Source organism: Sphingomonas koreensis, from assembly GCF_002797435.1.
GTDB lineage: Bacteria > Pseudomonadota > Alphaproteobacteria > Sphingomonadales > Sphingomonadaceae > Sphingomonas > Sphingomonas koreensis.
Window position 1 is genome coordinate 2,509,910 of sequence record NZ_PGEN01000001.1, and the last position, 23,568, is coordinate 2,533,477.

Here is a 23,568-nt window from a genome sequence, read left to right on the forward strand (position 1 = left end):
ACGTCATGGTTGCTCCAGCATCAGTGCTGCGGTCGCCTTGGCACTTCCGATCACGCCGGGAATGCCCGCGCCCGGATGCGTGCCGGCACCGACGAAATAGAGGTTGGGGATCGATCCGTCGCGATTGTGCGCGCGGAAATAGGCGCTCTGCGTCAGGATCGGCTCGAGGCTGAACGCACTGCCCAGATGCGCGTGCAGATCGTCGCGGAAATCGCTGGGGGCGTAGCTGAACCGGCAAACGATCCGCTCGTGGATGTCGGGGATCAGCCGCCGCCCGACCTCGTCCAGGATGCGCTTCTCCAGCACCGGCGCGATCTCGTTCCAGTCGACCGGGAACTTGCCGAGATGCGGCACCGGGGCGAGGGCGTAGAAGGTCGAGTGCCCCTCGGGCGCCAGGCTCGGGTCGGTCACGGTGGGGTGATGGAGATAGAGCGAGAAATCCTGCGAAAGCACGCCGTGGTCGTAGATGTCTTCGAGCAGCCCTTTGTAGCGCGGGCCGAACAGGATCATGTGGTGCGGAATGCCCGGCCAGGTCCCCTTGATCCCGAAATGGACGAGGAACAGCGAGGGCGAGAAGCGCTTCTTCTCCAGCCGCGCCGCGGTCCGCTGCGCGCTGCGTGAGGTCTTGAGCAGGTCGCGATAGCTGTGGATCAGGTCGGCGTTGCTCGCCACCGCGTCGGTCTCGAACCGCTCGCCGCTCCGCGTGACGACGGCGGTTGCCCGCTCGCCCAGCGTCTCGATCTCGGCCACCGGATCGCCGAGCCTGAGCACCCCGCCCAGCCGCTCGAACAGCCGGACCATCCCGGCGACCAGCCGGTTGGTCCCGCCCATCGCGCACCACACACCGCCGTCGCGCTCGAGCTTGTGGATCAGCGCATAGATGGCGCTGGTGGTCATCGGATTGCCGCCGACCAGCAGCGTGTGGAACGACAGCGCCTGACGCAGCTTCTCGTTCTTCACGAAGGACGAGACCATCGAATAGACGCTGCGCCACGCCTGATATCGGGCCAGATCGGGCGCCGCCTTGACCATCGAGCCGAAGTCGAGGAACGGCACATGGCCGAGCTTCTCATAGCCCTCGCGATAGACGCCCGCCGAATAGTCGAGGAACCGGCGATAGCCGGCGATATCGTTGGGATCGAGCTTGGCGATCTCCGCGGCGAGCGCGGTATCGTCATTGGAATAGTCGAAGTTCGTCCCGTCGATCCAGTTCAGCCGGTAGAAGGGGTTGACCGGCGCCAGCGTGACATCCTCGGCCATGCGGTGTCCCGACAGGGCCCACAATTCCTCCAGCGCTTCGGGCGCGGTGATGACGGTGGGGCCGGCATCGAAGGTGAAGCCGTCCTTCTCCCAGTAATAGGCGCGCCCGCCGGGCTTGTCGCGCGCCTCGACCAGCACGGTATCGACTCCCGCGGATTGCAGCCGGATCGCGAGCGCCAGCCCGCCGAACCCTGCACCGATGACGACTGCCCGTTTCACTTGGCCTGGCCCCTCATTCCACGGATCGCCTGCCAGGCGCGCCCGATCGGTACCGGCGGCTTGCCCGCCAGCACCCGTGCGCGATCCAGCAGGCTCGACTGACCTGCATAGAAGCGTGCGATCAGCCCCGCGTCCAGCCGATAGAAGCGTTCGAGGATGCGATAACGCTCTTCGGGCTCGGCCGCGCGGAACAGCATGGCGGAGAGCATGCGGTAGAATCCGCGCCGTTGCCACTGGCGCCGGGCATAGCCATGGGTCAGCTCGTGCAGCGCGGTGCCGTCGAGATTGCTCGCTTCGGCAACCACGCGCGCCAGCCGTACCGCATCGGGCAGCGAATAGCCGGTGACCGGATGGAACAGCCCCGCGCGCATCCCCGCCTTGGCGACGCGGTTGCCCCCCGAATGCCAATATTCCTCGAAATCGCCGCCCATCGCCACCGGCAGCACCCCGGTTTCCTCGCGCGCCACCGTCTCGACCGCGATTGCGCGCGCGTTCAGCCAGGTGTCGATCCGCTGGCGCATCGCGTCCGCGTCGATCTCCGGCGTGTCGCTGTAATAGGTGTCCTCGACGAACAGCCGCGTCGCGGCAAAGGGCAGCGCATAGACAAAGCGATAGCCGTCGATCTGCGCGACCGTCGCGTCCATCACGATCGGGCGCTTCAGCGGGTGCAGATCGGCCAGCGCCAGCTCGCGGCCGAGGAATTTCTGCCAGCCAAGGTCGAGCTTGGACAGATCGGCGGGGCCGCGGCAGTCGATCACGCCGCCCGCCTCGACCCGGTCGCCGTCCGCCAGCACCACCGCGCGCGCGCTGGCGCCCAGCACCTTGCGGCCGGTCATCACGCTTTCGGGCGGCATCGCCGCGCGCACGACCCGGTCGAACCGCTCGGATTCGATCGCGTAATAGGGCGCCTTCAGCGTACGCCCATGGCCGGGAAAGGTGACGTCGTAACCGGCCCAGCCGTAGGAGATGAGCGGCGCGACCAGCCAGCGGTCGACCGGGGCGATGTCGCTGGCGAAGAAGGACCAGAGATGGTTGCCGCCCAGCCGCTCGCCGCTCTCGATCAGCCGCAGATTGAGGTCGGGTCGCTGCTTGCGCAGGGCAAGGGCAAGCAGCCCGCCGGCAAGCCCGCCGCCGACGATGGCAAGGTCACAATGGTGGATGGCTGGCATCGCCGCCGCTTACGGGGCAGGGACAGTAGCCGCAACCCCGCGTGCGGCGACGTGCGATCAGGCGGCCTTGAGCAGCGGCATTTCAGCGGCCATCGCGCGCGCCACCGACGGGCGCTTGCGCAGCTGGGTGCGATAGCCGAGCAACACCGGCCATGCGGCGATATCGACGCCCGCCGTCTCGCACCAGTTGAGCACGGCGAGCAGATAGGCGTCGGCGACGGTGAAGGTCGCGCCCAGATGCGGGCGATCCACCAGATGCTCCGACAGGATCCGGAACGGCTTGGCGGCCCGCTTGCGTGCGGCTTCCTTCTCCGCCTCGCTCGCATCCTTGGCGAACAGCACCGCGAACACCGCCTTGTGCACTTCGGTGCTGACGAAGTTGAGCCACATCTGCATCCGGTATCGTTCCTCGCTGAACATCGCGGGGGCGAGCACGCCGTCCTCGGCATTGTCGGCGATGTATTGCAGCACCGCGGGGCCCTCGGTCAGCGTGATCCCGCTCCTGGTTTGCAGCGCCGGGACATAGCCCATCGGGCTGACGTCGCGGAAATCGCTGCCATCGGGCAGCGTGTGGCCGGGCGATACCAGCACGAAATCCGCGTCGAGCCCGGCTTCCTCGATTGCGATGCGCGATGCGAGCGAGCAGGCGAAGGGGGTGAAGTAGAGTTTCATGGCGCGACTCCCTGGGGTTGATTTTTGTACTGTCTCGCATGAATATCGGGGTGGTCAAGGAATTTTATGCAAGATAGTACAAAAAAGAGAGGGCGCCCGCGCGCGTTCGATCCCGATACCGCGTTGAAGGCCGCGGCCGAGCGGTTTCGCGCGGGCGGCTATTCGGGCACCTCCCTCGACGAGCTGGCGGCGGCGACCCGGCTCAACCGGCCCAGCCTCTATTCGGCGTTCGGCGACAAGAAGGCGCTCTACCTCGCGGCGCTGGAGCGGACCCACGCGCGGGCCGAACGCGGCTTCGTGCGGCTGGGGGAGGCGGATCTGCCGGTGCGCGCGATGCTCGAAACCCTGCTCGGCGCGGTGATCGACGGCTTTCTCACGGGGGACGATGGCCCGGCGGGCTGTCTGTTCATCAGCACCGCCGCGACCGAATCGGTGATCGATCCCGATGTGCGCGGCCGGATTGCGGATTTCCTGACGATGGAGGACGATCATGTCGAACGGCTGCTGCGCCAGGCCGGCAGTGCCGCGCCCGAAACCCAGGCGCGGGTGGTCACCGCGATGATCCATTCCCTGAGCGTCCGTGCGCGTGCCGGCGCGTCGCGTGCCGAACTCGATCGCGCTGCGAAGGATTGCATCGATCTTGTCGCGCCGGCCTGAATCGTTCCTCCACGGTCGTCCCGGCCTTGCCGGGGCCAATGGGGGGCGAGTGGAAACCGTGCCTCTGCACGGCGCAACGGTGTGGCAGGCAGAGGGGGGATTGCTGTAGGGTCGGCCCGTGCTTGCCGCCATCCTCCTCTCCGCGCTCGCGATGACGCTGATCGTCGGGGTGCGCTATCTCATCGTCTCGGGCGCGTTCGCCTGGGCGACGCGGCTGCGGCACCCCGGTCTCTATCGCGGCCTCGATGCGCAGATGCGGCGGGAGATCCACTGGAGCCTCGCCAGCGCAGCCATCTATGGCGTCCCCGCGGGGATCGTCGCCTGGGGCTGGCAGAATCGCGGCTGGACGCGAATCTACAGCGATGTCTCGGCCTTCCCGCTCTGGTATCTCCCGCTCTCGGTGCTGCTCTACCTCGCGGCGCACGATACGTGGTTCTACTGGACGCACCGCTGGATGCATCGTCCCGCGCTGTTCCGTGTCGCCCACGCCGTGCATCATGCCAGCCGTCCGCCCACAGCCTGGGCGGCGATGAGCTTTCACCCGGTCGAGGCGCTGACCGGCGCGGTGGTGATCCCCGCGCTCGTCTTCCTCATTCCCATTCATGTCGCCGCATTGGGCGTTGTGCTGGCAATCATGACGGTTATGGGTGTGACCAACCATATGGGGTGGGAGATCTTTCCCCGGGCCATGTGGCGGGGGCCTTTGGGGGCATGGCTGATCACGGCCAGCCATCATCAGCGGCACCATGAACATTATGGGTGTAACTATGGCCTCTATTTCCGCGTCTGGGATCGGCTCTGCGGGACGGACAGGGGAATCGGCGATTTCGCGCGTGCTCATGCTCGTACCGCTCGCGCTGCTGCTCCCGGCGGCGTCCCCGACCGCCAGCCTTGAGATCGACGTCGTCAAGCTGCGCTCGCAAAAGGGCGTGTTGCGCATCTGCCTCACCGCTCGCCCGGAAAGCTTCCCGGATTGCAAGAACGACGCGCAGGCGCTCAGCCGTTCGGTGCCCGCAACGCAGACCGTGGTGACGTTCGAAGGGCTCGCTCCGGGCAACTATGCCGCGGCGATCATCCATGACGAGAATGGCAATGCGAAGCTCGACACGCTGATGGGCATTCCGCGCGAAGGGTTCGGGTTCAGCCGCAATCCCGCGATCGGCTTCGGCCCGCCCAGCTTCAACGCCGCGCGGTTTGCGGTGGATGCAGCCGCCGCGCCGCAACAGGTACGTATGCGTTATCTTCTGTAACAACTTTGATTCGCATCCATTTGTGCGATGCGGCGTTGCTTTCCTGAAACAGTTCCGGGAAGCTCCTTCTATGCGTATCGTCTTGCTCGCCTCGCTATTGGCGGCCACCTCGCTGGCCGCGCCTGCCTTCGCCCAGGAGTCGGCTGACGCCCGTCAGACCGGCGAGGGGCAGGCGGACGCTGCGCCTCCCGCGGTCGCGCAAGCCGCGGAGGAGGGCAAGGCGCGACTCTCGATCGGTGCGGGCGTCGCCTATTTCCCCGATTATGAGGGGTCGGACGAGCATACCTGGTCGCCCATCCCGGCGATGCAGGGCACGATCGGGGGGATGAGCATAACGCTGCTCGCCAACCGCGTCAGCCTCGACCTCATCCCCAATGCCACCGGCCCGGGCTGGGATTTCCAGCTTGGCCCGGTCGCCGTCGTCAACCTCAACCGCTCCAAGCTCAGCGCGATCGAGGATCCCCGGATCAAGGCGCTGGGCGAGGTCGATACCGCGCTCGAGGTCGGCGGCTTTGTCGGCATCGGCCGGACCGGGCTGATCACCAGCGACTTCGACAAGCTCTCGGTCACGTTGAGCTACCGTCACGACGTGACCGGCATCCACAAGGCCGGCGTCTGGACCCCCGCGATCAACTATATGACCCCGCTCAGCACCAAGACGCTGGTCGGCCTGTTCGCCACTGCCGAGATCGTCGAGGACGATTATGCCCGCACCTATTTCGGCGTCACCCCGGCGGGCAGCGCCGCCAGCGGCCTGCCCGTGTTCACGCCCAAGGGCGGGCAGAAGAACATCGCCATGGGCGGCATGTTCACCGTCGCGCTGACCGGGGATCTGACCAAGGGCCTCGCGCTGGTCACGGGCTTCAGCTATTCCAAGCTGCTCGGCGACTTCGCCGACAGTCCCCTCGTCAGCATCGCCGGATCGCGCCACCAATGGACCGGCGGCGCGGGGCTGGCGCTGACCTTCTGACGGCGCTACAAGGCCGCTATCCCCGGGGGAGCGCCGATCCGCGCTTGAGAGGGTGGCTGGAGCCACCGACCCGCTGAACCTGATCCGGTTGACACCGGCGTAGGGAGGGAGCGGCTTTCACCCGAAGACCGTCCTCTCCCGCCTGAGGAGTAGTGACGAATGGCCGACATCCCCGCCCGCACCGAGTTGAAGGTCACCACCGGCCCGATCCGCGGTTCGAAGAAGATCCATGTCGGCCCCCTCGGTGTCGCGATGCGCGAGATCCATCTCGAGCCCAGCTCGGGCGAGCCGCCGCTGCGCGTCTATGACTGTTCGGGCCCCTATACCGATCCCGAAGCGCGGATCGACATCATGGCCGGCCTGCCGGAACTCCGTCGCGACTGGATCCGCAATCGCGGCGATGTCGAGGAAGTCGAGCAGCGCGAAGTCCGCCCCGAAGATAACGGCCAGCTCGGCCCCGACCGCAGCGGCGGCGTCCAGCCCTTCCCCAATGTCCGCAAGCGCGTCCTGCGCGCGAAGCCCGGCGCCAACGTCAGCCAGATGCACTATGCCCGCCGCGGCATCGTCACGCCCGAGATGGAATATGTCGCCACCCGCGAGAATCTCGGCCGCGAGATGCTCGCCGAGTACATCCGCGATGGTCAGGACTGGGGCGCCTCGATCCCCGATTATGTGACGCCGGAGTTCGTCCGCGACGAGATCGCCCGCGGCCGCGCGATCATCCCCAACAACATCAACCACCCCGAATCCGAACCGATGGCGATCGGCCGCAACTTCCTGGTCAAGATCAACGCCAATATCGGCAACTCCGCCGTCGCCTCCGACGTCGCGCAGGAAGTCGACAAGATGGTTTGGGCGATCCGCTGGGGCGCCGACACGATCATGGACCTCTCCACCGGCCGCAACATCCACGACACCCGCGAATGGATCCTGCGCAACTCGCCCGTCCCGGTCGGCACCGTGCCGATCTACCAGGCGCTCGAGAAGGTCGGCGGCATCGCCGAGGATCTGACCTGGGAAATCTTCCGCGACACGCTGATCGAGCAGGCCGAACAGGGCGTCGACTATTTCACCATCCATGCCGGCGTGCGCCTGCCCTATATCCCGATGACCGCCAAGCGCGTCACCGGCATCGTCAGCCGCGGCGGCTCGATCATGGCGAAATGGTGCCTGGCGCATCATCGCGAGAGCTTCCTCTACGAGAAGTTCGACGAGATCACCGAGATCATGAAGGCGTACGACATCGCCTATTCATTGGGCGACGGCCTGCGCCCCGGCAGCATCGCCGACGCCAATGACGAGGCGCAGTTCGCCGAGCTCTACACGCTCGGCGAATTGACCAAGCGCGCCTGGGAACAGGACGTCCAGGTGATGATCGAAGGGCCGGGCCATGTGCCGATGCACAAGATCAAGGAGAATATGGACAAGCAGCTGCAGGCGTGCGGCGAGGCGCCCTTCTACACCTTGGGGCCGCTCACCACCGACATCGCGCCGGGCTATGACCATATCACCAGCGGCATCGGCGCCGCGATGATCGGCTGGTACGGCACGGCGATGCTCTGCTACGTCACGCCCAAGGAGCATCTCGGCCTCCCCGACCGCGACGACGTCAAGGTCGGCGTGGTGACCTACAAGCTCGCCGCCCACGCCGCCGATCTCGCCAAGGGCCACCCCGCCGCCAAGATGCGCGACGATGCGCTCAGCCGCGCCCGCTTCGAATTCCGCTGGCGCGACCAGTTCAACCTGTCGCTCGATCCCGACACGGCCGAGAAATATCACGACCAGACCCTCCCGGCCGAAGGCGCCAAGACCGCGCATTTCTGCTCGATGTGCGGCCCCAAATTCTGCTCGATGAAGATCACCCAAGAGGTGCGCGACTTCGCCGCCAAGCAGAATCAGGGCGCAGAGAGCTTCCTCGCTTCTTCTCCCCTCCCGCTTGCGGGAGGGGCCGGGGGAGGGCCTGTCGAAGGGCAGCCCTCGACCGAGGAAGCCGAAGCCGGCATGGCCGCGATGTCGCAGCTCTACCACGAGACCGGGCGCGAGCTGTACATGGGCCAGGGCGACCGCGAGCACGATTGATCCGCGCGCCGTCGCGGGCCTAGGATGGCGGCATGAGCTGGTTTCGTCGGTCGCCGCCACCCGCCAACCCCTTTCCCGGCGCATGGACCTGCGCCGGGTGCAGCGAGGTGCATCACGGTGTGATGGACCTCGCGGCGTTCGCGCCCGATCCCTGGCCGCATGGCGAGGAGAAGGAGCCCAACGCTGCCCTGCGATTCGATGGTGATTTCCTGTCGGAGGATTTCTGCGTCCTCGACGGCAAATATTTCATGGTCCGCGCCGTGCTCGAAATCCCGGTGCACGGCCTCGCGGAGAAGTTCAGCTTCGGCTGCTGGTCGACACTCTCGCGCGAGAATTTCGAACGCTATCTCGACGGCTTCGATCATGGCGACTTTCCCGACTGGGGGCCGTGGAGCGGCTGGCTGTGCAACCAGCTCGAAACCTATCTCGGCACCGATCCGCAGAGCGTCTGGGTCTACCCCCAGCCCGGCCGTCAGCGCCCGACGTTGAGTATCATGGACGCGGATCACCGCCTCGCCATCGACCAGCAGGACGGCATCACCCTCGAACGGCTGGTGGCAATCCTGCGCTATTACGGCCACGCGCCCGCCGCCTGACGAACCGCCGCGATAGTCGCCTCCGAAACGGACGAGCTTGCCGCCATTCCCGATGCGAAAGCCGATAGGCTCCCCGCATCGGGGAGGGGGATGGCTATGCGGTGGAAACGACTGGGGCTGGCGCTTGCCGGCATGCTGCTTGCGCTGGGTGCGCTGATCCTGGTGTCCGCGGCGATGGCGCAGGAAGCGGATCGCGCGCCCGAAACCCCCGATCTCACCGCCCCCGATTTCACCAGCATCACCACCAAGGCCGCCGCCAACCGGCTCGTCCGCGCAGGCAGGCTGGTGAAGATCCACTACTTCCCGACCGAGCTCGGCGGCCCGGCGAAGGACCGGTACAATATCGGCTACATCACCCCCGAGGCCGCCGAGGCCCGCGAACTGCTGATCGGCACGCTCGAAGCCGATGTGGAGGAGGGGACGATCGATCAGATGAGCATCGTCCCCGACTATAGCGGCAACAGCATCATCCCCACCCGCATCCGCTTCAGGGGCTGGCACAGCCAGCGCAAGGGCGGGGAGTTCGAGGTGGTGTTGGAGGTTTGGTAGAGGCTTTCTGATATCGGGTGCTAGCTTGCAGGCTCCGTGGGGTAGTCAGGTGCCAAGCGTCAGATTGGCTAAGCAGTCTGCAGATGCTGCCTCGCCCTTACGCGGTCGATCGACCGACATCGAGCGATCCTCGCCTTTCCGATACTCATATCGTGGCATCTTTACGTCGAACACGACCCTCGGTTTAGCGCTTCCGCTATTTTCCTGTGCCATTGTCGTCCTCCACGGGATTGAGACGGCGATCAAAATAATGTTTGCGCCGAACCCATTTGAAACCTTCATGCTTGGTTACGACGCAGATATCAGTGTCGCCCCCTACAGTGTCGGCACCAGGTAGGAAACGAACAAATTTCTTGGTTGTATCAACGAGGAAATCCGCCAGCGCGATGGCATCCTGGGCCGGCATCGCGGGTGCGATCACCGGAGCACGTGTTCTGGATTCGATATGCATCAACACCGCGTCGAGATCCTCCTTGGGAAGCCCGATATCGAGCAACGCCTGCGGTAAGAACTGACTGTAGCCATTTACGATCCGATTGATGGCCTCCGGCTGGCCATCATACAGGACGTCAAACTCACCCGTGCCAGCTAAACATTCTGGGGCGGGACTCTCACCATTTACGATACGAATCCGCCAAATTTCTCCGTGCATCGCGCCGGAACCATTGCCGCCAACCCAGAACTGAAACTCGTGATCACCGGCGGGTTTGTTAGGAAGCGTTTGATAGTGCTCCTCAAAAAAGAAGTCTCTCGCCTTTTGGGCAATGCTCTCAATGGAATAGTCCTCCGGATCAACGCGCCACGCGGGGTCATCTGAACAAAACCGGAGGCGCAGATCTTTCGCGAGGGTGCTAATTGAAATCGGACCGATGTTCCCCATGCCGCAGGTCATGGCAGCAATAGGTAAGCCTTTGCGCAAATTGAAAACTTTGTTTCCGTGTGCATAGACATTTGCAATTAGAGCCTGTCCACCCGCGCCTGTATCGACCAAGGACGACGCGCTATCTGCAGCGAACACGATGCAGTCGTGTACTTTCACAGCGACGCAGACTGTCATGCAACCCTCCGTCGCGCACTGAATCGAAGCTTGATGCAAATCGCAACAAAAATGTTGGGCGTGGCTAACTACGATTAGAGGTGTGGTATATGAGACTCACAACTAGATTGATCTCACAGCCCCACATCCCAGTTGAACATTCTTCAACACTGGCAGCTTTTTAAATTCGCGTTACAAACTGCTTATATGGATTAAGCGATGCCCGCATCCGCATCCGCATCCGCATCCGCATCCGCATCCGCATCCGTTTGGTCTATGCTACACCCACCCCATGCGCACCCGAAACCCCCTCTACATCATGGCCAAGCCTCCACCGGCGCAGCAGGCCCAGATCGCCGCACTCCCCCGCAACGACCCCGGCCGCGGCCCGCATCTCCTCCACGTCACCCTCGTCTCGCTGTTCGATCTCCACCACGCCCCGCCCGACTGGCTCCCGCGCGTCATCGCCGCGCTCGACAGCTTCGACGGCCCGGCCTTTCCGCTGAGCTTCGACCGGATCGAGAACCGCAAGGCCGTTACCCTGCGCACCCGCGATCCGCTCACCGAGGCCCGCGCCTTCCAGCAACAGCTCGTCCACCATTTGATCGCGCATGACGCGCCGTTCACGCTCGGCACCACGCCTGAGCCGCATGTGACGATCAATTATGCCGGCGACCGGCTGCGCGCGCAGAAGATGGCGCCGATCGGCTGGACGGTGGACGCGATCATCCTGATGGAAAGCGTGGTCGGCAAGACCACCCATGTCGAACATGGCCGCTGGGCATTGCGCCGCTAGCGCCCCGCCACCCGCGCCGCCGCCGCGGCAGATATCATTTTCCTACACGCGCGCTTTCTGCTCCATCCTGTCGGATGGACCAGCATCCCACCGCTCCGCCCCCGGCCGCGACGCCCTCCGGCGTTCGTGCCAGTTGGACCCCCGCCCGGCAGCGCATCTTCCTCGCCGCGTTGCTCGAAACCGGCAGCATCGCCCGTGCGGCGCGGGCTGCGGGCATGTCGCGGTCGAGCGCGCACGCGCTGCGCAAGCGCCTGCCCGGCACGCCCTTCGATCTCGCCTGGGGGCATGCGCTGCGCCTCCACGCCGCGCGCCTCGCCGACCCCTTCCTCCCCGATCCGCTCGCCCCGCCCAGCGCCGCGCGTCCGGCGCCTGTCGCGCAGGAACCGCCCCGGTGACGCCGATGCGGCGCCTTCCGGTCGAAACCCGTCACATCCTGTCGCGCCGGTGTCGTGCAGGTGTCGCGTCGCAGTCGCCTTCCGGTCGCGAACCCGTCCCGTCCGCCGGAAAACCCCGCTTTCCCTTGAACTTCATGAACCGGCCGCCGCCGGCGCGCTCAGGCGTCCGGATGGGCGGCTTCCGTCACGGCCCCGGCGTGCTTCCACCGCCAGATCAGCAGCAGCAGGCCGGTGATGATGAACAGCGCAAAGCCCGACAATGCCCAGGCGTTGACATACCATTGCTCGCCCCAGCTGAACTCGCCCTTGAAGATCTTCGCCCAGCCGCGGAAATGCTGGGTCGCCCCGACGGAGAGGCCGAACACCGCGAACACCGCGGAGAGATACCGGACCAGCCAGTGCGCCGGATCGGGCAGCAGCAGGAGGAGGCCGAGCAGCCCGATCACCGTGCGCTGCACCCGGCAATAGGGGCAGGCATAGACCAGGCCGGTGAGGTCGATCGCCCAGGTCGCCGCGGCGAGCGCGATCGCGGCAAGGCCGACCCAGAGTCGATGACGCAAGAGGATATCCGGCAGATCGTTGAACATCATGTCCCCCCGTTCGTTCCCCGGCGCACCCGCCCGTCACCGCTCAGGGACAGGGTTCCGCCGCGGAATGCAAGCGCGAAGGATGTTTTCGCATGGGCGCGCCCGGTGCGCTACGGCAATCGCGTCCGCGTTCCGTCGTCCGGTTCCTGCAGGAGAGCAACGCCATGACCTATGCCCGCGACGCCGTCCCGCCTTACTATCATGGCACCCGTGCCGATCTCGCCATCGGTGCGCTGATCGTCCCCGGCCATGCCTCCAACTATGGCGAGCGCAAGCGCGCCTCATGGATCTACTTCTCCTCCACGCTCGACGCCGCGATCTGGGGCTGCGAGCTCGCCGGGGGGGAGGGGCGCGAGCGGATCTACATCGTCGAGCCGACGGGGGCGTTCGTCGACGATCCCAACCTCACCGACGCCAAATTCCCCGGCAACCCGACCAAATCCTATCGCTCGCAAGCGCCGCTGCGCGTGATCGGTGAGGTTATGGAATGGCAGGGCCACGCGCCGGATCAGCTTCAGGCGATGCGGGACCACCTCGCGCGTCTGAAGGCGCAGGGGATCGAGGCGATCGACTAGCTACGGAGCGCCAGTACACGACAATCCCAGTTCAATACCAATTGACGACCAATGCCTGGTCTGGAACACCCGCATCAGACGATAAGGGAGAGGGAATTGTGGCGCGACGGTTGCTGGCATTGGTCTTGTTGTTGTGCGGGTTGAGTGGCGTCGCGCATGCGTCCCCGGGCAGCAAGCTCTGGGAATTCCGCGCGGGGGGACAGATCTGGGGCTCGCTCACCCATGATGCGGGTACGCTCTATTTCGGCAGCGACGATCACCGTGTCTATGCGCTCGATACCGCCAGCCGGAAGCTCAAATGGACGTTCCGCACCGGCGGCAAGGTCCGTGCCCAGCCCGCGGTCGCAGGGGATCGAGTCTTCGTCGCCAGCGACGACGGCTTCCTCTACGCGCTCGATCGCGCCACCGGGCGTCAGCTCTGGCGGTTCGACCTCAAGGCGAGCGATCTGCACCGTCGGCCGCCATCGGCAGACAATTCCTATTTCGACTTTCTCCAGTCTTCGCCGGTGGTGCATGAGGGGCGGGTCTATGTCGGTTCGCTCAGCGGCGCGCTGTTCGCCGTCGATGCCGCGACCGGCAGGCAGGTCTGGACCCTCGGCACGCTCGACGCGATTCGCGGTAACCCTGTCGTCCATGCCGGTCGCGTCTATTTCGGCAGTTGGGACGATCATCTCTACGCCGTCGATCTCAAGACCGGGAAACCTGTCTGGCGCGTCGATACCGGCGGCATCGTCCAGTCGACTCCATCGATCGATCAGGGCCGCGTCGTGATCGGCAACCGCGCCGCGAAGCTGATCGCCTACGACGCCGAAACCGGCAAGCAGGTCTGGAGCCACGATTATGCCGACGGTTCCTGGGTCGAATCCTCGGCGATCGCGGCGGGCGGGATGCTCTATGTCGGCAGCTCGGATTCGCTCAAGGTCTCCGCGGTCGCCGCCGATACCGGGCGTGAGCTGTGGCAGTTCAAGACCGGCGGCTGGACCTGGGCGACGCCCGTCCTCGCCAATGGGACGCTCTATATCGGGGCGCTCAGCGGCTATCCCTATTATTTCGAAGGCGTCACGCTCAGGCACGGCTTCCACGCGATCGACGCCGCGACGGGCCGGGAGAAATGGAGCTTCGCCCTGCCTCGGGTCGCGGGATATGTCACCGGCGGTGTGGCGGCGGCGCCGGCGGTCGCGGGCGGCATCGTCTATGTCGGCGCGATCGACGGCCGTATCTATGCGCTCAAGGAATGAGTCGCCGGGTAATGGGAGAAACAGGATGAACCGTCTGACGATCGCCGCCATCGCACTCTCCACCGGCCTCGCCGCGCCCGCCCTGGCGCGCGATCCGGCGCAGGTGCTGATGCCGCCGGCCGGCCGCGACGCCGCGCACAAGGAATGGGGCTTCGCGGAAGCGGTGACGCATGGCGACACCATCTACCTTTCCGGAGTCGTCGCGGGTCTGTGGGGCGACACCACCGACCAATCGGTCGCCTATGACCGCGCCTTCGCCCAGATCGCCGACATCCTGAAACGGGCCGGTTCGAGCTGGGACGATGTGATCGAGATGACCACCTACCACACCGACATCACCACCCAGCTCGATGCCTTCGTCAAGGTAAAGTCGCGCTACGTCACCGCGCCCTATCCCGCCTGGACCGCGATCGATGTCGACCGTCTCGTTCCCGACAAGGGGCTGGCGGAGATCCGGGTGATCGCGAGAAAGTCGAAATAGCCGTGCCCCGTCTCGCCCATGTCGCGCTGGTCGTCCGCGACTATGACGAGGCGCTGGCCTTCTACATCGGCAAGCTCGGGTTCGAACTGGTCGAGGACAGCTACCAGCCCGAACAGGACAAGAGATGGGTGACGATCCGCCCGCCCGGCGCGGGAGCGGCCGCGACCACCATCCTCCTCGCCCGCGCTTCCACGCGCGAGCAGGAACGGTTCATCGGCGATCAGGCAGGCGGGCGCGTCTTCCTGTTCCTGGCCACCGACGATTTCGATCGCGACCATGCCGCCTATACCGCCGCGGGCGTTGAATGGGTGCGGCCGCCGACGGTGCAGCCTTATGGCAAGGTGGCGGTGTTCAGCGACCTCTACGGCAACCGCTGGGATTTGATCCAGTTCGCGGCGGACGGCACCGATGCACGCTAGCCGCGATTCACTTCGCCGGGCACAGCGCCACGCTCTTCGATCGCTGGTCGATCAGGATCGCGAAATGCTGCAGCGCATGGGCTCCGGCGAGCAGCTCGGGATAGCGGCCGGACACGCGTATTTCGACGTCGGAGAGGCTTGCCGCACCGATCCGGAACGGTCCGCGTACCGTCGCCCGCGCGGTATCGACGGTCGTGTTGGTGAGCTGGCTGGTGGCCTCAGCCGTGACAGCGCTGCCCCCGATCATCGAACAGTGCTTGTGATTTGCTGCACTAATGCACTGACACACGCTATAGCGTCAATCGAGACGGCGTCCTGGCGGCTGGTTGGCCGGCATGGTACGAAGCCGGCCTTGCCATCGAAGGGCCTGCATCATGTGCCGTTTCGCCCTGCTTGCCCTCACTGCCTCGCTCACCACGCTCGCTGCGGCGCCGGTCGTCTCGAGCGCTGCCGCACCGTCGCCGCAGACGACGCCGAAGCCGAAGCCGACGCTCGCGCCCAGCCCGAAGCCGGGCGGCGGAGGCGGGCATGTCAAGCCGTTCAGCGGCGTCAGCGGTGCCGATCTGGCACCAACGCCCACGCCCACCCCGGTGCTCAAGCACCCGCACTGACCCATGATGCAGCTTTCAGGAGCCGATCGATGAGCCTAGTGTTCGCCCTCCTCGCCACCGCCGCTGCATCGCAGGCAGCGATCGATCCTGCCGCACGAAGCGCGATCGAGGCCACCTGCCTCGACTATGTCGATGGCCAGCTTGAGGGCGATCCGGCGCGGGTGTCGCGCGCGCTCCACCCCGATCTTGCGAAGCGCCGCGTGCTCGGCGACACGCCCGATGAGCGGCTCGGGCTGCGCCGGATGAGCAAGGAGGAGCTGGTCGAGCTGACCCGGCAGGGGGCGCTCAAGACGCCGAAGGCGGAGTGGAACCGTTCGTGCCATGTCCTCGATATGGCGGGCAATACGGCGGTAGCGCGCGCCGAAACGCCATGGTTCGTGGACTATTTTCACCTCGGCAAGTTCGGCGAGCGCTGGATCATCGTCAACGCGCTCTGGTATCAGAAGCCGCGCGGGAACTGAGCCGCCGGGCCTTGCCCGCACCCCGCGGCTTTGCCAGACCCGGCGCATGACGCCATGTTTCGCGATGATCGACGATTTCCCAGCCAGTCCGCGCAAGGCCGCGCCTGATGTGGAACCGGGCGCCGGCCGGCTGGCTCCCCTCATGTGCCTCGTGCGGGCATGAGCGAGGCGCCTCTCTCGCTGGCGGGGCTGACCGAAGCGCCGGTGACCCCCGATCAGTCGGCGCCCGATGTTCGCCATCCGCCCCTGGTGCTGGCAGCGATGGCGGCACTCGCCGGTGCAGTGCTGGTTGTCGCGATCCTCGGCCATACCATCGCGAGCGGCAGCCGCTTCGCCTTCGACAGCACGATCATGCTCGCCTTGCGTCAGGACGGGAACCTCGCCGTGCCGGCCGGACCGTTCTGGCTGAAGCAGGCGATGATCGACGTGACCGCATTGGGCGGCGAGACAGTCCTTACCCTTGCCGTGGCGGTCACCATCGGCTTCCTCATTGCCAGTCGCCACCTGCTTGCCGCGGCGCTGGTCTTTGCCGGCACCGTGACCGGCTCGATCGCCGTCGCGTCCGTCAAGATCTGGGTCGGTCGCGAAAGGCCCGCGCTGGTCGATCATCTGGTCGAGGTCGGTTCGGCGAGCTTTCCCAGCGGTCACGCCGCCAACAGCGCGATCATCTATCTGACGATCGTCTTGCTCAGCATCCAGATAATCACCCGCCGGACCGCGCGCTGGTTCCTGCTCGGCGTCACCGTGTTGCTGGTCGCAGCGATCGGAATGAGCCGCGTCTATCTCGGCGTCCATTGGCCCAGCGACGTGCTGGCCGGCTGGAGCTTCGGCACGCTCTGGGCGCTGGCCTGGTGGGCATTCGGAAGTTGGCTCCGGCTGCGGCTTACGCGCGATACGCGCGCATGATAATAGCGGCTGCAGGACGAGGGCGTCGCCTTCCTTGAGCTTTTCGAGCGTAAGTAGAAGCGCGAAGCGGCGCGAACCCGATTGCATGGTTTGACAGGGTAGAGCTCTACCTTGCTGCGGCCGGCCTGTCGGACGCTCAGAACGCTGCGGCCCGCGCGCCCGATCGCGGGTCAGTGCGCCCAGCGCTCGCGCAATATTTCTGCCTTGTCGTTCTGCCAGCGCACTTCCATGGCAGGCTCGTCCTTGCGTCCTGGCGCGAACAACTCGTAGATCGTCGCGCCGCTATCGACCTGGCGGCTCTCGATCACGCGTTCGGGGGTAAAGGCGTCCTTCTTCGCCGCGGCGGCGGCACGGACCGGGGCAGGGGCGGCCGCCCAGTCGATGTCGCGCTGCACCTCTACCGCGGTCAGCTTGCCATCGGCCGCCTGCAGCACGTCGATCTCCACGTCACTGCCATCCGGGCGGCTGCCTTCGACGTCGTAGTAGATTCGCCCCTCGCGTTCTTTGCGCTCCGCCTCGGTGATCGTCATCCCCGGCACCGTCGCGTCGATCAGCTCGGCAAGACCCGCGGGCAGGTCTGCCGCGGCGATGTTCCGGATCATGGTGTCCGGTCCAGCCGAGAGAATGCCGTTATCGGTTTCGATTGCGTTGTTGCCGCTATCGACGGCAGGCGAACACGCAGTCATTGCGGTGGCGAGAGCAAGAAAGGGGACGGTGCGGCGCATCGGAACTCTCCTCGGGGAAACCGGTGTCTATTCTGCGCCCGGTGCTGACGGCGCGCAACCTTCGTCGCGGCGACGCGATTCATTGCCGAGGGAGATACGCCATGTTCGTCGCGGCCTATTGGTGGAAGGTGCACCCGGGCAAGGAGGATCAGTTCCGCACCGCCTGGCGCCGCGGTACGGCGCTCATCCGGGCCAAGTACGGCTCGCTCGGATCAAGGCTGCATCGCGACGACCAAGGGCGCTTCATCGGCGTCGCCGAATGGCCCGATCGCGCGACCTGGCAGGCAGCGTTCGACGCCAAGATGGTCTATGACGAGCCGGAAACCCGCGCTGCCTTCGTCGATGCGATTGCCGACGCGGCGCGCGAGCCGATGCTGCTGATGGAGGTTACCGACGACCTGCTCGGTCGCTAGCTCAGCCGTGTGCCACGGCCGAGCGGACGAACGGATCGATCGCTGCCTTTCGCTCAGCGTGTTTCCATGCCTTTTCGTGGAAGAAGAAGGCGACCGCGTTGATGCACGGCTCGATCAGCGCGATCCCGCCTGCCAGTGCCAGCGATCCGGTGAAGGCATAGGCGACCGAGAAGCCGACGGTCAGGTGGACGGCGAGATAGGTCAGCGTTTTCAGAAGATCGCGGGACATGGGCGGTTCCTCATGGTGGGAACCGCCCATTTAATCGATCAGGGAGTCGATCTGTAACGCGAAGATCGAGCCTGAGTGATCGCTTCGCTCGATCAGCGCTTATTCTCCAGCCGCGCGTCGTCCTGGTCGTCGATCGCGTCGGCCTTGGCCTCGCCCGCATCCTCGACATTGTCGGCCTGTGCTTCGAGCGAATCCTCGAGCGTCTCGTTGGTCGTGTTGTCGGCCATGGCCTCCAGCGCATCGGCCTGATTCTCGGCCGCTGCCTCGACATTGGCCGCGGCCTTGTCGTCGGCATTGCCGCCGCACGCCGCCAGCGCCAGCATGCCGGCACCTGCGATCGTCGCTTTCAGAAAGGATTTCATGCGATTAAGCCTCCTGTTGGTACAGGAGGCAACAATGAACGGGCGGGCCGGGGGTTCCCGCGGCACCGCCGCTCAGGCCGCGGCGCGAAGCTCCAGCCGCTCCCAGATCTCGACCAGCGCGGCGGTCAGGTCGCGCATCATCGCCTCGTCGTGCGCCGGGCCCGGGGTGAAGCGCAGCCGCTCGGTGCCGCGCGGCACTGTGGGGTAGTTGATCGGCTGAACGTACATGCCGTATTCGGCGAGCAGGATATCGCTGATCCGCTTGGCCTTGACCGGATCGCCGACCATCAGCGGCACGATGTGCGTGGTCGTGTTCATCACCGGAAGACCGGCATCGGCCATCATCGCCTTGAGCCTTGCCGCCGCAGCCTGCTGCCCGTCGCGCTCCGTGCTCGATTGCTTGAGATGGCGGACCGATGCCAACACGCCCGCGACCAGTACCGGCGAAAGCGACGTGGTGAAAATGAAGCCGGGCGCGTAGCTGCGGATCACGTCGATGATCGTCTGGTCCGCGGCGATGTAGCCGCCCATGACGCCGAACGCCTTGCCCAGCGTGCCCTCGATGATCGTCAGTCGCGATGCGGCCTCGTCGCGCTCGGAGATGCCGCCGCCGCGTGCGCCGTACATGCCGACGGCGTGTACTTCATCGAGATAGGTGAGAGCGTTGTACTTGTCGGCGAGATCGCAGATCGCGTGGATCGGCGCGACGTCGCCGTCCATCGAATAGATGCTCTCGAACGCGATCAGCTTGGGCGCCGTGGGGTCGTCGGCCGCCAGCAGCTCTTCGAGATGCGTGATGTCATTGTGCCGCCAAACGCGCTTCTCGCAACCCGAGTTGCGGATACCCGCGATCATCGACGCGTGGTTGAGCTCGTCCGAATAGATGATGCAGCCGGGCAGCACCTTGGCCAGCGTCGAGAGCGTCGCTTCGTTCGACACGTAGCCGCTGGTGAATAGCAGCGCGCCCTGCTTGCCGTGCAGGTCGGCGAGTTCGCCCTCCAGATCGACATGGTAGTGGGTGTTGCCGCCGATGTTGCGCGTGCCGCCCGAACCCGCGCCGACATCATGAAGCGCCTCCTCCATCGCCGCGATCACCTTGGGATGCTGGCCCATGGCGAGATAGTCGTTCGAGCACCACACGGTGATCGGCTTGGGGCCGTTGTGCCCGTGGAAGCAGCGCGCGTTGGGGAACATGCCCTTGTTGCGCAGGATGTCGATGAACACGCGATAGCGCCCTTCGGCATGCAGCCGGTCGATCGCCTGGGTGAAGACGCGCGAATAATCCACGGCGCGCGGAGTCGTGTCGGTGCTCATGGACGGCCCCGATAGCGGTTTCGTATCGCGATGGCCAGCGCGGGCCGGCGTGATTGTTTGATCACTGTGATCGGGCCGATCATATCGCGTGCATCCGCTCCTCGTCCGGGACTCAATCGCCGCGTCATGCTATGAATATAGCACCGCAGAATGGGGACTCCGAGCATTTCTGCGGCTGAGAGCCATCGCACTCCCGCTTGGATCGAGGGAGATCGACATGGAACGCAACGACTACGTCTATTTCAGGCAACGCGAGGCCGACGAGCGCGACTGTGCGGAACGCGCCCGGGACCTGACCGCGCGGCGCGCGCATCTCGACCTGGCCGAACGCTACGCGGAACGGGTACGGTCGATGGCGCCGCCGGTCGTGTCCAGCGCGGCCTAGTTGATGCGCCGCCAGGGCTGGGCGCCGCGGACGTCCAGCCTGCACACGCCCTTCAGCCGGTGCGACTCGATGTACCGGCGCACCCGGCCATCAGCGGATCGGCGAACACCCAGTCGCGTGGCTGGAAGGTCGAATATCCGCCCAGTGTCGGCACCCGCCATAGCGGTCAAAGGGCTTCCAGCCGGGCCAGGCCGTAACCCGCAAGTGCGGGCGCAAGCGCGTGCGCGGCATCATCGAGTCGGGTGAACACCGCGATGCCGGGCGGTGGCACATCCGGCCATTCCTGTCCCTCGGTCAGATAGGCGATTCGCCGCGCGATACCCGGCCCGCCATCGACGAAGGTCACCGGATGCAGCGCGACGGCGGCGAGCTCGGCCTCGACCAGCGGGAAATGGGTGCAGGCATTGACGATCACGTCGATCCGCTCGCCGCCCGGCTGGTCGAATAGCCCTTCGAGCACCGCGCGGAAGCGTGCGGGATCGGGCATCTCGCCGTGCAGTTTCGCTTCGGCGAGCTGGACCAGCTCCGCGCTGCCGTGCCGGATCACCATGCAATCCGCTGCAAACTGGGCGGCGAGATTATCGACATAGGGCTGGCGGACGGTGGCCTCGGTGCCGAGTACGCCGATCACGCGAGTCTTCGATAGCAAGGCGGCGGGTTTGATCGCGGGGACGGTGCCCACAATCGGGATATCGAGTGCGGCGCGGACATGCGCGAGCGCAATCGTCGATGCGGTGTTGCAGGCGATGACGATCAGCCGCGGCCGGTACCGCTCGGCCAGCCGCCCGAGCAGCGCGGGCACGCGCGCCGCGATCTCTTCCTCGCTTCGGATCCCATAGGGAAAGCCGGCGCTGTCCGCGGCATAGACGAGCGGCGCCTGCGGCAGCAGTGCGCGGGCGGGAGCAAGCACCGAGAGCCCGCCCACGCCCGAATCGAAGAAAAGGATGGGCCGGGTATCGGCCATATTGCGAGATCGCCTGACTTGATGTTGTTGCGCCCGCTTATCGAAATACCTAGCTTCGGCGCAAGCAAGGGGACGCACGCTGACGACCGAAATTCTCTGGGGAACGCCGACGCTGGCGCTGCTGCTGGGCTATTTTCTCGGCTCGGTCCCGTTCGGCGTGCTGCTCACGCGGATTGCTGGTGCCGGCGATCTGCGTACAATCGGATCGGGCAATATCGGCGCGACCAACGTGCTGCGCACCGGCCGCAAGGGGCTGGCCGCAGCGACGCTGCTGCTCGACCTGCTCAAGGGGGCGGCGGCGATCTGGATCGCCGAAGCGTTGTGGCCCGGCAATGGCGTCGTTGCAGCGGCGGGGGCCTTTTTCGGACATTGCTACCCGGTCTGGCTGAAGTTCCGCGGCGGCAAGGGCGTGGCGACGCTGATGGGCATCGTCCTTGCCCTCCATTGGCCGTCGGCTTTGATCTATGCGGCGGTGTGGCTCGGCCTGCTCGCTGCGCTCCGTATCTCCTCGGTTGCCGGCATGCTCGCCGCGGTCAGCGCACCTGCCAGCGCCGCTTGGTTCGGCCGGTTCGATATCGTGCCGCTGCTGCTCGGACTCGCGCTGATCGTGCTGTGGAAGCATCGCGAGAATATCGCGCGGCTGCTTGCCGGGACGGAGCCGCGCATCGGCCGAAAGAATGGGTGAGGGCGAGACCGACCTCGCCCGCCTCCGGCTGATCCGCTCCCCGCGCATCGGCCCCGTCACCTACCGCCAGCTGATCGCCCGCTTCGGAACTGCCGAGGCGGCGCTCGACGCGTTGCCCATGCTGGCGCTGCGCGGCGGCGGTGCTGCGCCGGTGATCGCCGATGCAGGCATGGCGCAGCGCGAGATGGCTTCAGCGGCAAAGCTGGGGGCGCGGCACCTGTTTCTCGGCGATCCCGCCTATCCGCCGTTGCTCGCCGAGCTGGAGACGGCGCCCCCGGTGCTGATCATGCGAGGCGATCTGGCCCTGGCGCATCGCCCGTGTGTTGCGATGGTCGGCGCACGCAACGCGTCGGCTGCGGCCTGCCGCTTCGCCCGCCAGCTTGCCTTGGGCCTGGCAGAGGCCGGGACAACGATCGTGTCCGGGCTGGCGCGCGGGATCGACACCGCGGTGCACCAGGGCTCGATCGGGAACGGCACGGTCGGCGTGATCGCGAGCGGGATCGACATCGCCTTTCCGCCCGAGAATCGCGATCTTCAGGAACGGGTGGCGCTTGAAGGTCTGCTGCTCGCCGAGCAGCCGCCGGGCGCCGAGCCGCTCGCCCGCCATTTCCCGTCGCGCAACCGCATCATCGCGGGGCTGGCGCAGGGAACGGTGGTGGTCGAGGCGGCACCGCGCTCGGGATCGCTGATCACCGCGCGCATCGCCGCGGAGGCCGGTCGCGAGGTGATGGCCGTGCCCGGATCGCCGCTCGATCCGCGCGCGCAGGGTTGCAACCTGCTGATCCGCGAAGGGGCGACGCTGGTCCAGAATGTCGAGGATATCCTGGAGGCGATCCGGCCGATCGACGCGCGGGCGGTCCGCGCGCCGGCCGGACGTTTCGAGAGTGAACCCGCGGCCGAACCGGGCGAGGCCGAGCGCCGCCGGATCGAGGCGCTGCTGGGTCCGGTGCCGGTGCCGGTCGACGAATTGATCCGGCAGGCCGGCATTCCGGCCGCTGCCGTGCAGCTGGTGCTACTGGAGCTCGAACTGGCCGCGCGGCTGGAGCGGCACGCGGGCGGACGAGTGAGCTTGCGGTAAGCGCAGCGCCTCAGGCCGCGCGCAGCCGGATATGCGCGCCTCGGAGCGCCATGGGGTAGAGGATCTCATTCTCCGCCTTCACGCGCTGCTGAAGCGTGTCCAGCAGGGCCTGAAGGCCGGTCACGAAGCCAGTGCGGTCGGCGGCGATCGCCGGCTCGTGCCATGTCGCGACGAAAACGCGCCAGTCGCGGGCGACCGATGCGTATGCGTTGATCGCCTCCTCCGCCATAATCCGCTGACCGGCATCGTCGCTTGCGAGCAGCAACGGATAGATCTGCTCGTCCTCGATCGCGAGGTGCGGGGTCAGCAGCGAATCGAGCTGCCCGAGGCGGGCGGAGAGCGCCGTGGCGCCGGCTCCGTCGTCGATTTCCCGCACAAGCTCCCGGACCACCGCGAAGATGGCGCTGTGGTCGTGAAGGAGATCCTCGAACGACTGCATTCCGACTGGCCTAACGGTGGAATCCCACCATTCGATAACCGGAATGGG

Annotated in this window: 32 protein-coding genes and 1 riboswitch; of the genes, 20 read left to right on the top strand and 12 right to left on the bottom strand. The window is 66.1% G+C overall.

Features of this window, described 5'->3' with window-relative positions:
• Positions 1-3: 3 nt before the first annotated feature.
• From BDW16_RS11930 to BDW16_RS11940, 3 genes are read right to left on the bottom strand one after another with little or no spacing between them, the layout of a single operon-like run.
• Entirely contained in the window at positions 4-1,479 is a 1,476-nt protein-coding gene (locus BDW16_RS11930; RefSeq protein WP_066572450.1) for a phytoene desaturase, read from the bottom strand.
• A complete protein-coding gene (crtY, locus tag BDW16_RS11935) occupies positions 1,476-2,648 on the bottom strand; it encodes a lycopene beta-cyclase CrtY (protein ID WP_066572447.1) in 1,173 nt (390 codons plus the stop codon). The genes BDW16_RS11930 and crtY overlap by 4 nt, the downstream gene beginning before the upstream one ends.
• Before the next feature lie 57 nt (positions 2,649-2,705).
• Positions 2,706-3,320: a glutathione S-transferase C-terminal domain-containing protein gene (locus BDW16_RS11940; RefSeq protein WP_066572445.1), complete on the bottom strand. Its 615-nt coding sequence runs from the start codon at positions 3,318-3,320 to the stop codon at positions 2,706-2,708.
• A 66-nt stretch (positions 3,321-3,386) separates the two neighbouring features.
• Here BDW16_RS11940 and BDW16_RS11945 point away from each other — a divergent pair, with 66 nt between their 5' ends.
• From BDW16_RS11945 to BDW16_RS11975, 7 genes are all read left to right on the top strand, one after another.
• Positions 3,387-3,977: a TetR/AcrR family transcriptional regulator gene (locus tag BDW16_RS11945; RefSeq protein ID WP_083954118.1), complete on the top strand. Its 591-nt coding sequence runs from the start codon at positions 3,387-3,389 to the stop codon at positions 3,975-3,977.
• Between the two features lie 118 nt (positions 3,978-4,095).
• Positions 4,096-4,872, top strand: a complete 777-nt coding sequence (locus BDW16_RS11950) for a sterol desaturase family protein (protein WP_066572442.1) — start codon at positions 4,096-4,098, stop codon at positions 4,870-4,872.
• Positions 4,817-5,227, top strand: coding sequence for a DUF2141 domain-containing protein (locus BDW16_RS11955; protein ID WP_066572439.1), 411 nt, complete (start codon positions 4,817-4,819; stop codon positions 5,225-5,227). Before BDW16_RS11950 ends, BDW16_RS11955 begins: the two co-directional genes overlap by 56 nt.
• Before the next feature lie 70 nt (positions 5,228-5,297).
• Entirely contained in the window at positions 5,298-6,197 is a 900-nt protein-coding gene (locus tag BDW16_RS11960; protein WP_066572432.1) for a MipA/OmpV family protein, read from the top strand.
• A 14-nt stretch (positions 6,198-6,211) separates the two neighbouring features.
• A riboswitch (TPP riboswitch) is annotated at positions 6,212-6,320 on the top strand.
• Between the two features lie 36 nt (positions 6,321-6,356).
• The gene (thiC, locus tag BDW16_RS11965) at positions 6,357-8,276 is read left to right on the top strand and encodes a phosphomethylpyrimidine synthase ThiC (RefSeq protein WP_066572426.1); all 1,920 of its coding nucleotides are present in this window, start codon (positions 6,357-6,359) and stop codon (positions 8,274-8,276) included.
• A 32-nt stretch (positions 8,277-8,308) separates the two neighbouring features.
• Positions 8,309-8,872 carry a DUF2199 domain-containing protein gene (locus BDW16_RS11970; RefSeq protein WP_083954117.1) on the top strand — a complete coding sequence of 188 codons (564 nt, stop codon included), beginning with the start codon at positions 8,309-8,311 and terminating at the stop codon, positions 8,870-8,872.
• Positions 8,873-8,968: 96 nt separating this feature from the next.
• Complete coding sequence (locus BDW16_RS11975) at positions 8,969-9,421, top strand: hypothetical protein (protein ID WP_066572420.1); 453 nt, start codon at positions 8,969-8,971, stop codon at positions 9,419-9,421.
• Between the two features lie 196 nt (positions 9,422-9,617).
• On the opposite strand, the gene BDW16_RS11980 is transcribed toward BDW16_RS11975, so the two are convergent.
• On the bottom strand, positions 9,618-10,478 hold the full coding sequence (locus tag BDW16_RS11980) for a hypothetical protein (RefSeq protein WP_125958764.1): 861 nt from the start codon (positions 10,476-10,478) through the stop codon (positions 9,618-9,620).
• A gap of 271 nt (positions 10,479-10,749) precedes the next feature.
• Here BDW16_RS11980 and BDW16_RS11985 point away from each other — a divergent pair, with 271 nt between their 5' ends.
• The gene (locus tag BDW16_RS11985; protein ID WP_066572416.1) at positions 10,750-11,253 is read left to right on the top strand and encodes a 2'-5' RNA ligase family protein; all 504 of its coding nucleotides are present in this window, start codon (positions 10,750-10,752) and stop codon (positions 11,251-11,253) included.
• A 74-nt stretch (positions 11,254-11,327) separates the two neighbouring features.
• Positions 11,328-11,648 (top strand): hypothetical protein, encoded by a 321-nt coding sequence (locus BDW16_RS11990; protein ID WP_066572414.1) that lies wholly within the window; start codon positions 11,328-11,330, stop codon positions 11,646-11,648.
• A gap of 158 nt (positions 11,649-11,806) precedes the next feature.
• Here BDW16_RS11990 and BDW16_RS11995 read toward each other — a convergent pair whose 3' ends face one another.
• The gene (locus tag BDW16_RS11995; protein ID WP_066572411.1) at positions 11,807-12,235 is read right to left on the bottom strand and encodes a hypothetical protein; all 429 of its coding nucleotides are present in this window, start codon (positions 12,233-12,235) and stop codon (positions 11,807-11,809) included.
• A gap of 164 nt (positions 12,236-12,399) precedes the next feature.
• Between BDW16_RS11995 and arr the strand changes: the two genes are divergently transcribed.
• The 4 genes from arr (at position 12,400) to BDW16_RS12015 (ending at position 14,948) form a co-directional block, all read left to right on the top strand.
• Positions 12,400-12,810, top strand: coding sequence for an NAD(+)--rifampin ADP-ribosyltransferase (gene arr, locus BDW16_RS12000; protein WP_066572896.1), 411 nt, complete (start codon positions 12,400-12,402; stop codon positions 12,808-12,810).
• Between the two features lie 98 nt (positions 12,811-12,908).
• Positions 12,909-14,048 (top strand): outer membrane protein assembly factor BamB family protein, encoded by a 1,140-nt coding sequence (locus BDW16_RS12005; RefSeq protein WP_157926340.1) that lies wholly within the window; start codon positions 12,909-12,911, stop codon positions 14,046-14,048.
• 25 nt (positions 14,049-14,073) lie between these two features.
• The gene (locus BDW16_RS12010; RefSeq protein ID WP_066572407.1) at positions 14,074-14,529 is read left to right on the top strand and encodes a Rid family hydrolase; all 456 of its coding nucleotides are present in this window, start codon (positions 14,074-14,076) and stop codon (positions 14,527-14,529) included.
• 2 nt (positions 14,530-14,531) lie between these two features.
• Positions 14,532-14,948: a VOC family protein gene (locus BDW16_RS12015; RefSeq protein WP_066572405.1), complete on the top strand. Its 417-nt coding sequence runs from the start codon at positions 14,532-14,534 to the stop codon at positions 14,946-14,948.
• Between the two features lie 7 nt (positions 14,949-14,955).
• On the opposite strand, the gene BDW16_RS12020 is transcribed toward BDW16_RS12015, so the two are convergent.
• Entirely contained in the window at positions 14,956-15,195 is a 240-nt protein-coding gene (locus tag BDW16_RS12020) for a hypothetical protein (RefSeq protein ID WP_066572403.1), read from the bottom strand.
• Between the two features lie 127 nt (positions 15,196-15,322).
• Here BDW16_RS12020 and BDW16_RS12025 point away from each other — a divergent pair, with 127 nt between their 5' ends.
• The 3 genes from BDW16_RS12025 to BDW16_RS12035 all read left to right on the top strand — a co-directional run bounded on the left by BDW16_RS12025 (position 15,323) and on the right by BDW16_RS12035 (position 16,926).
• Positions 15,323-15,559, top strand: coding sequence for a hypothetical protein (locus BDW16_RS12025; RefSeq protein WP_066572400.1), 237 nt, complete (start codon positions 15,323-15,325; stop codon positions 15,557-15,559).
• A gap of 29 nt (positions 15,560-15,588) precedes the next feature.
• Complete coding sequence (locus BDW16_RS12030) at positions 15,589-16,020, top strand: nuclear transport factor 2 family protein (RefSeq protein WP_066572397.1); 432 nt, start codon at positions 15,589-15,591, stop codon at positions 16,018-16,020.
• 159 nt (positions 16,021-16,179) lie between these two features.
• The gene (locus BDW16_RS12035; protein WP_083954114.1) at positions 16,180-16,926 is read left to right on the top strand and encodes a phosphatase PAP2 family protein; all 747 of its coding nucleotides are present in this window, start codon (positions 16,180-16,182) and stop codon (positions 16,924-16,926) included.
• 170 nt (positions 16,927-17,096) lie between these two features.
• Here the strand turns inward: BDW16_RS12035 and BDW16_RS12040 are convergent, their stop codons facing one another.
• On the bottom strand, positions 17,097-17,651 hold the full coding sequence (locus tag BDW16_RS12040; RefSeq protein WP_198585788.1) for a hypothetical protein: 555 nt from the start codon (positions 17,649-17,651) through the stop codon (positions 17,097-17,099).
• Between the two features lie 101 nt (positions 17,652-17,752).
• Here BDW16_RS12040 and BDW16_RS12045 point away from each other — a divergent pair, with 101 nt between their 5' ends.
• Positions 17,753-18,064, top strand: a complete 312-nt coding sequence (locus BDW16_RS12045) for an antibiotic biosynthesis monooxygenase family protein (RefSeq protein WP_066572395.1) — start codon at positions 17,753-17,755, stop codon at positions 18,062-18,064.
• A 1-nt stretch (position 18,065) separates the two neighbouring features.
• Here BDW16_RS12045 and BDW16_RS12050 read toward each other — a convergent pair whose 3' ends face one another.
• The 3 genes from BDW16_RS12050 to hemA form a co-directional block, all read right to left on the bottom strand.
• Positions 18,066-18,293 (bottom strand): DUF2061 domain-containing protein, encoded by a 228-nt coding sequence (locus tag BDW16_RS12050; protein WP_066572393.1) that lies wholly within the window; start codon positions 18,291-18,293, stop codon positions 18,066-18,068.
• A 92-nt stretch (positions 18,294-18,385) separates the two neighbouring features.
• Entirely contained in the window at positions 18,386-18,655 is a 270-nt protein-coding gene (locus BDW16_RS12055) for a hypothetical protein (RefSeq protein WP_066572391.1), read from the bottom strand.
• A gap of 72 nt (positions 18,656-18,727) precedes the next feature.
• Positions 18,728-19,969, bottom strand: coding sequence for a 5-aminolevulinate synthase (hemA, locus tag BDW16_RS12060; RefSeq protein ID WP_066572384.1), 1,242 nt, complete (start codon positions 19,967-19,969; stop codon positions 18,728-18,730).
• A 217-nt stretch (positions 19,970-20,186) separates the two neighbouring features.
• Here hemA and BDW16_RS21350 point away from each other — a divergent pair, with 217 nt between their 5' ends.
• Positions 20,187-20,354, top strand: a complete 168-nt coding sequence (locus BDW16_RS21350; RefSeq protein WP_157081353.1) for a hypothetical protein — start codon at positions 20,187-20,189, stop codon at positions 20,352-20,354.
• 166 nt (positions 20,355-20,520) lie between these two features.
• On the opposite strand, the gene murI is transcribed toward BDW16_RS21350, so the two are convergent.
• Positions 20,521-21,318, bottom strand: coding sequence for a glutamate racemase (murI, locus tag BDW16_RS12065; RefSeq protein WP_066572383.1), 798 nt, complete (start codon positions 21,316-21,318; stop codon positions 20,521-20,523).
• 79 nt (positions 21,319-21,397) lie between these two features.
• Here murI and plsY point away from each other — a divergent pair, with 79 nt between their 5' ends.
• Together plsY and dprA are read left to right on the top strand one after the other, a co-directional pair.
• The gene (gene plsY / locus BDW16_RS12070) at positions 21,398-22,003 is read left to right on the top strand and encodes a glycerol-3-phosphate 1-O-acyltransferase PlsY (protein ID WP_066572380.1); all 606 of its coding nucleotides are present in this window, start codon (positions 21,398-21,400) and stop codon (positions 22,001-22,003) included.
• The gene (gene dprA / locus BDW16_RS12075) at positions 21,996-23,081 is read left to right on the top strand and encodes a DNA-processing protein DprA (RefSeq protein ID WP_066572375.1); all 1,086 of its coding nucleotides are present in this window, start codon (positions 21,996-21,998) and stop codon (positions 23,079-23,081) included. Before plsY ends, dprA begins: the two co-directional genes overlap by 8 nt.
• Positions 23,082-23,091: 10 nt before the next feature.
• Here dprA and BDW16_RS12080 read toward each other — a convergent pair whose 3' ends face one another.
• Complete coding sequence (locus tag BDW16_RS12080) at positions 23,092-23,520, bottom strand: hemerythrin domain-containing protein (RefSeq protein WP_066572374.1); 429 nt, start codon at positions 23,518-23,520, stop codon at positions 23,092-23,094.
• Positions 23,521-23,568 lie beyond the last annotated feature (48 nt).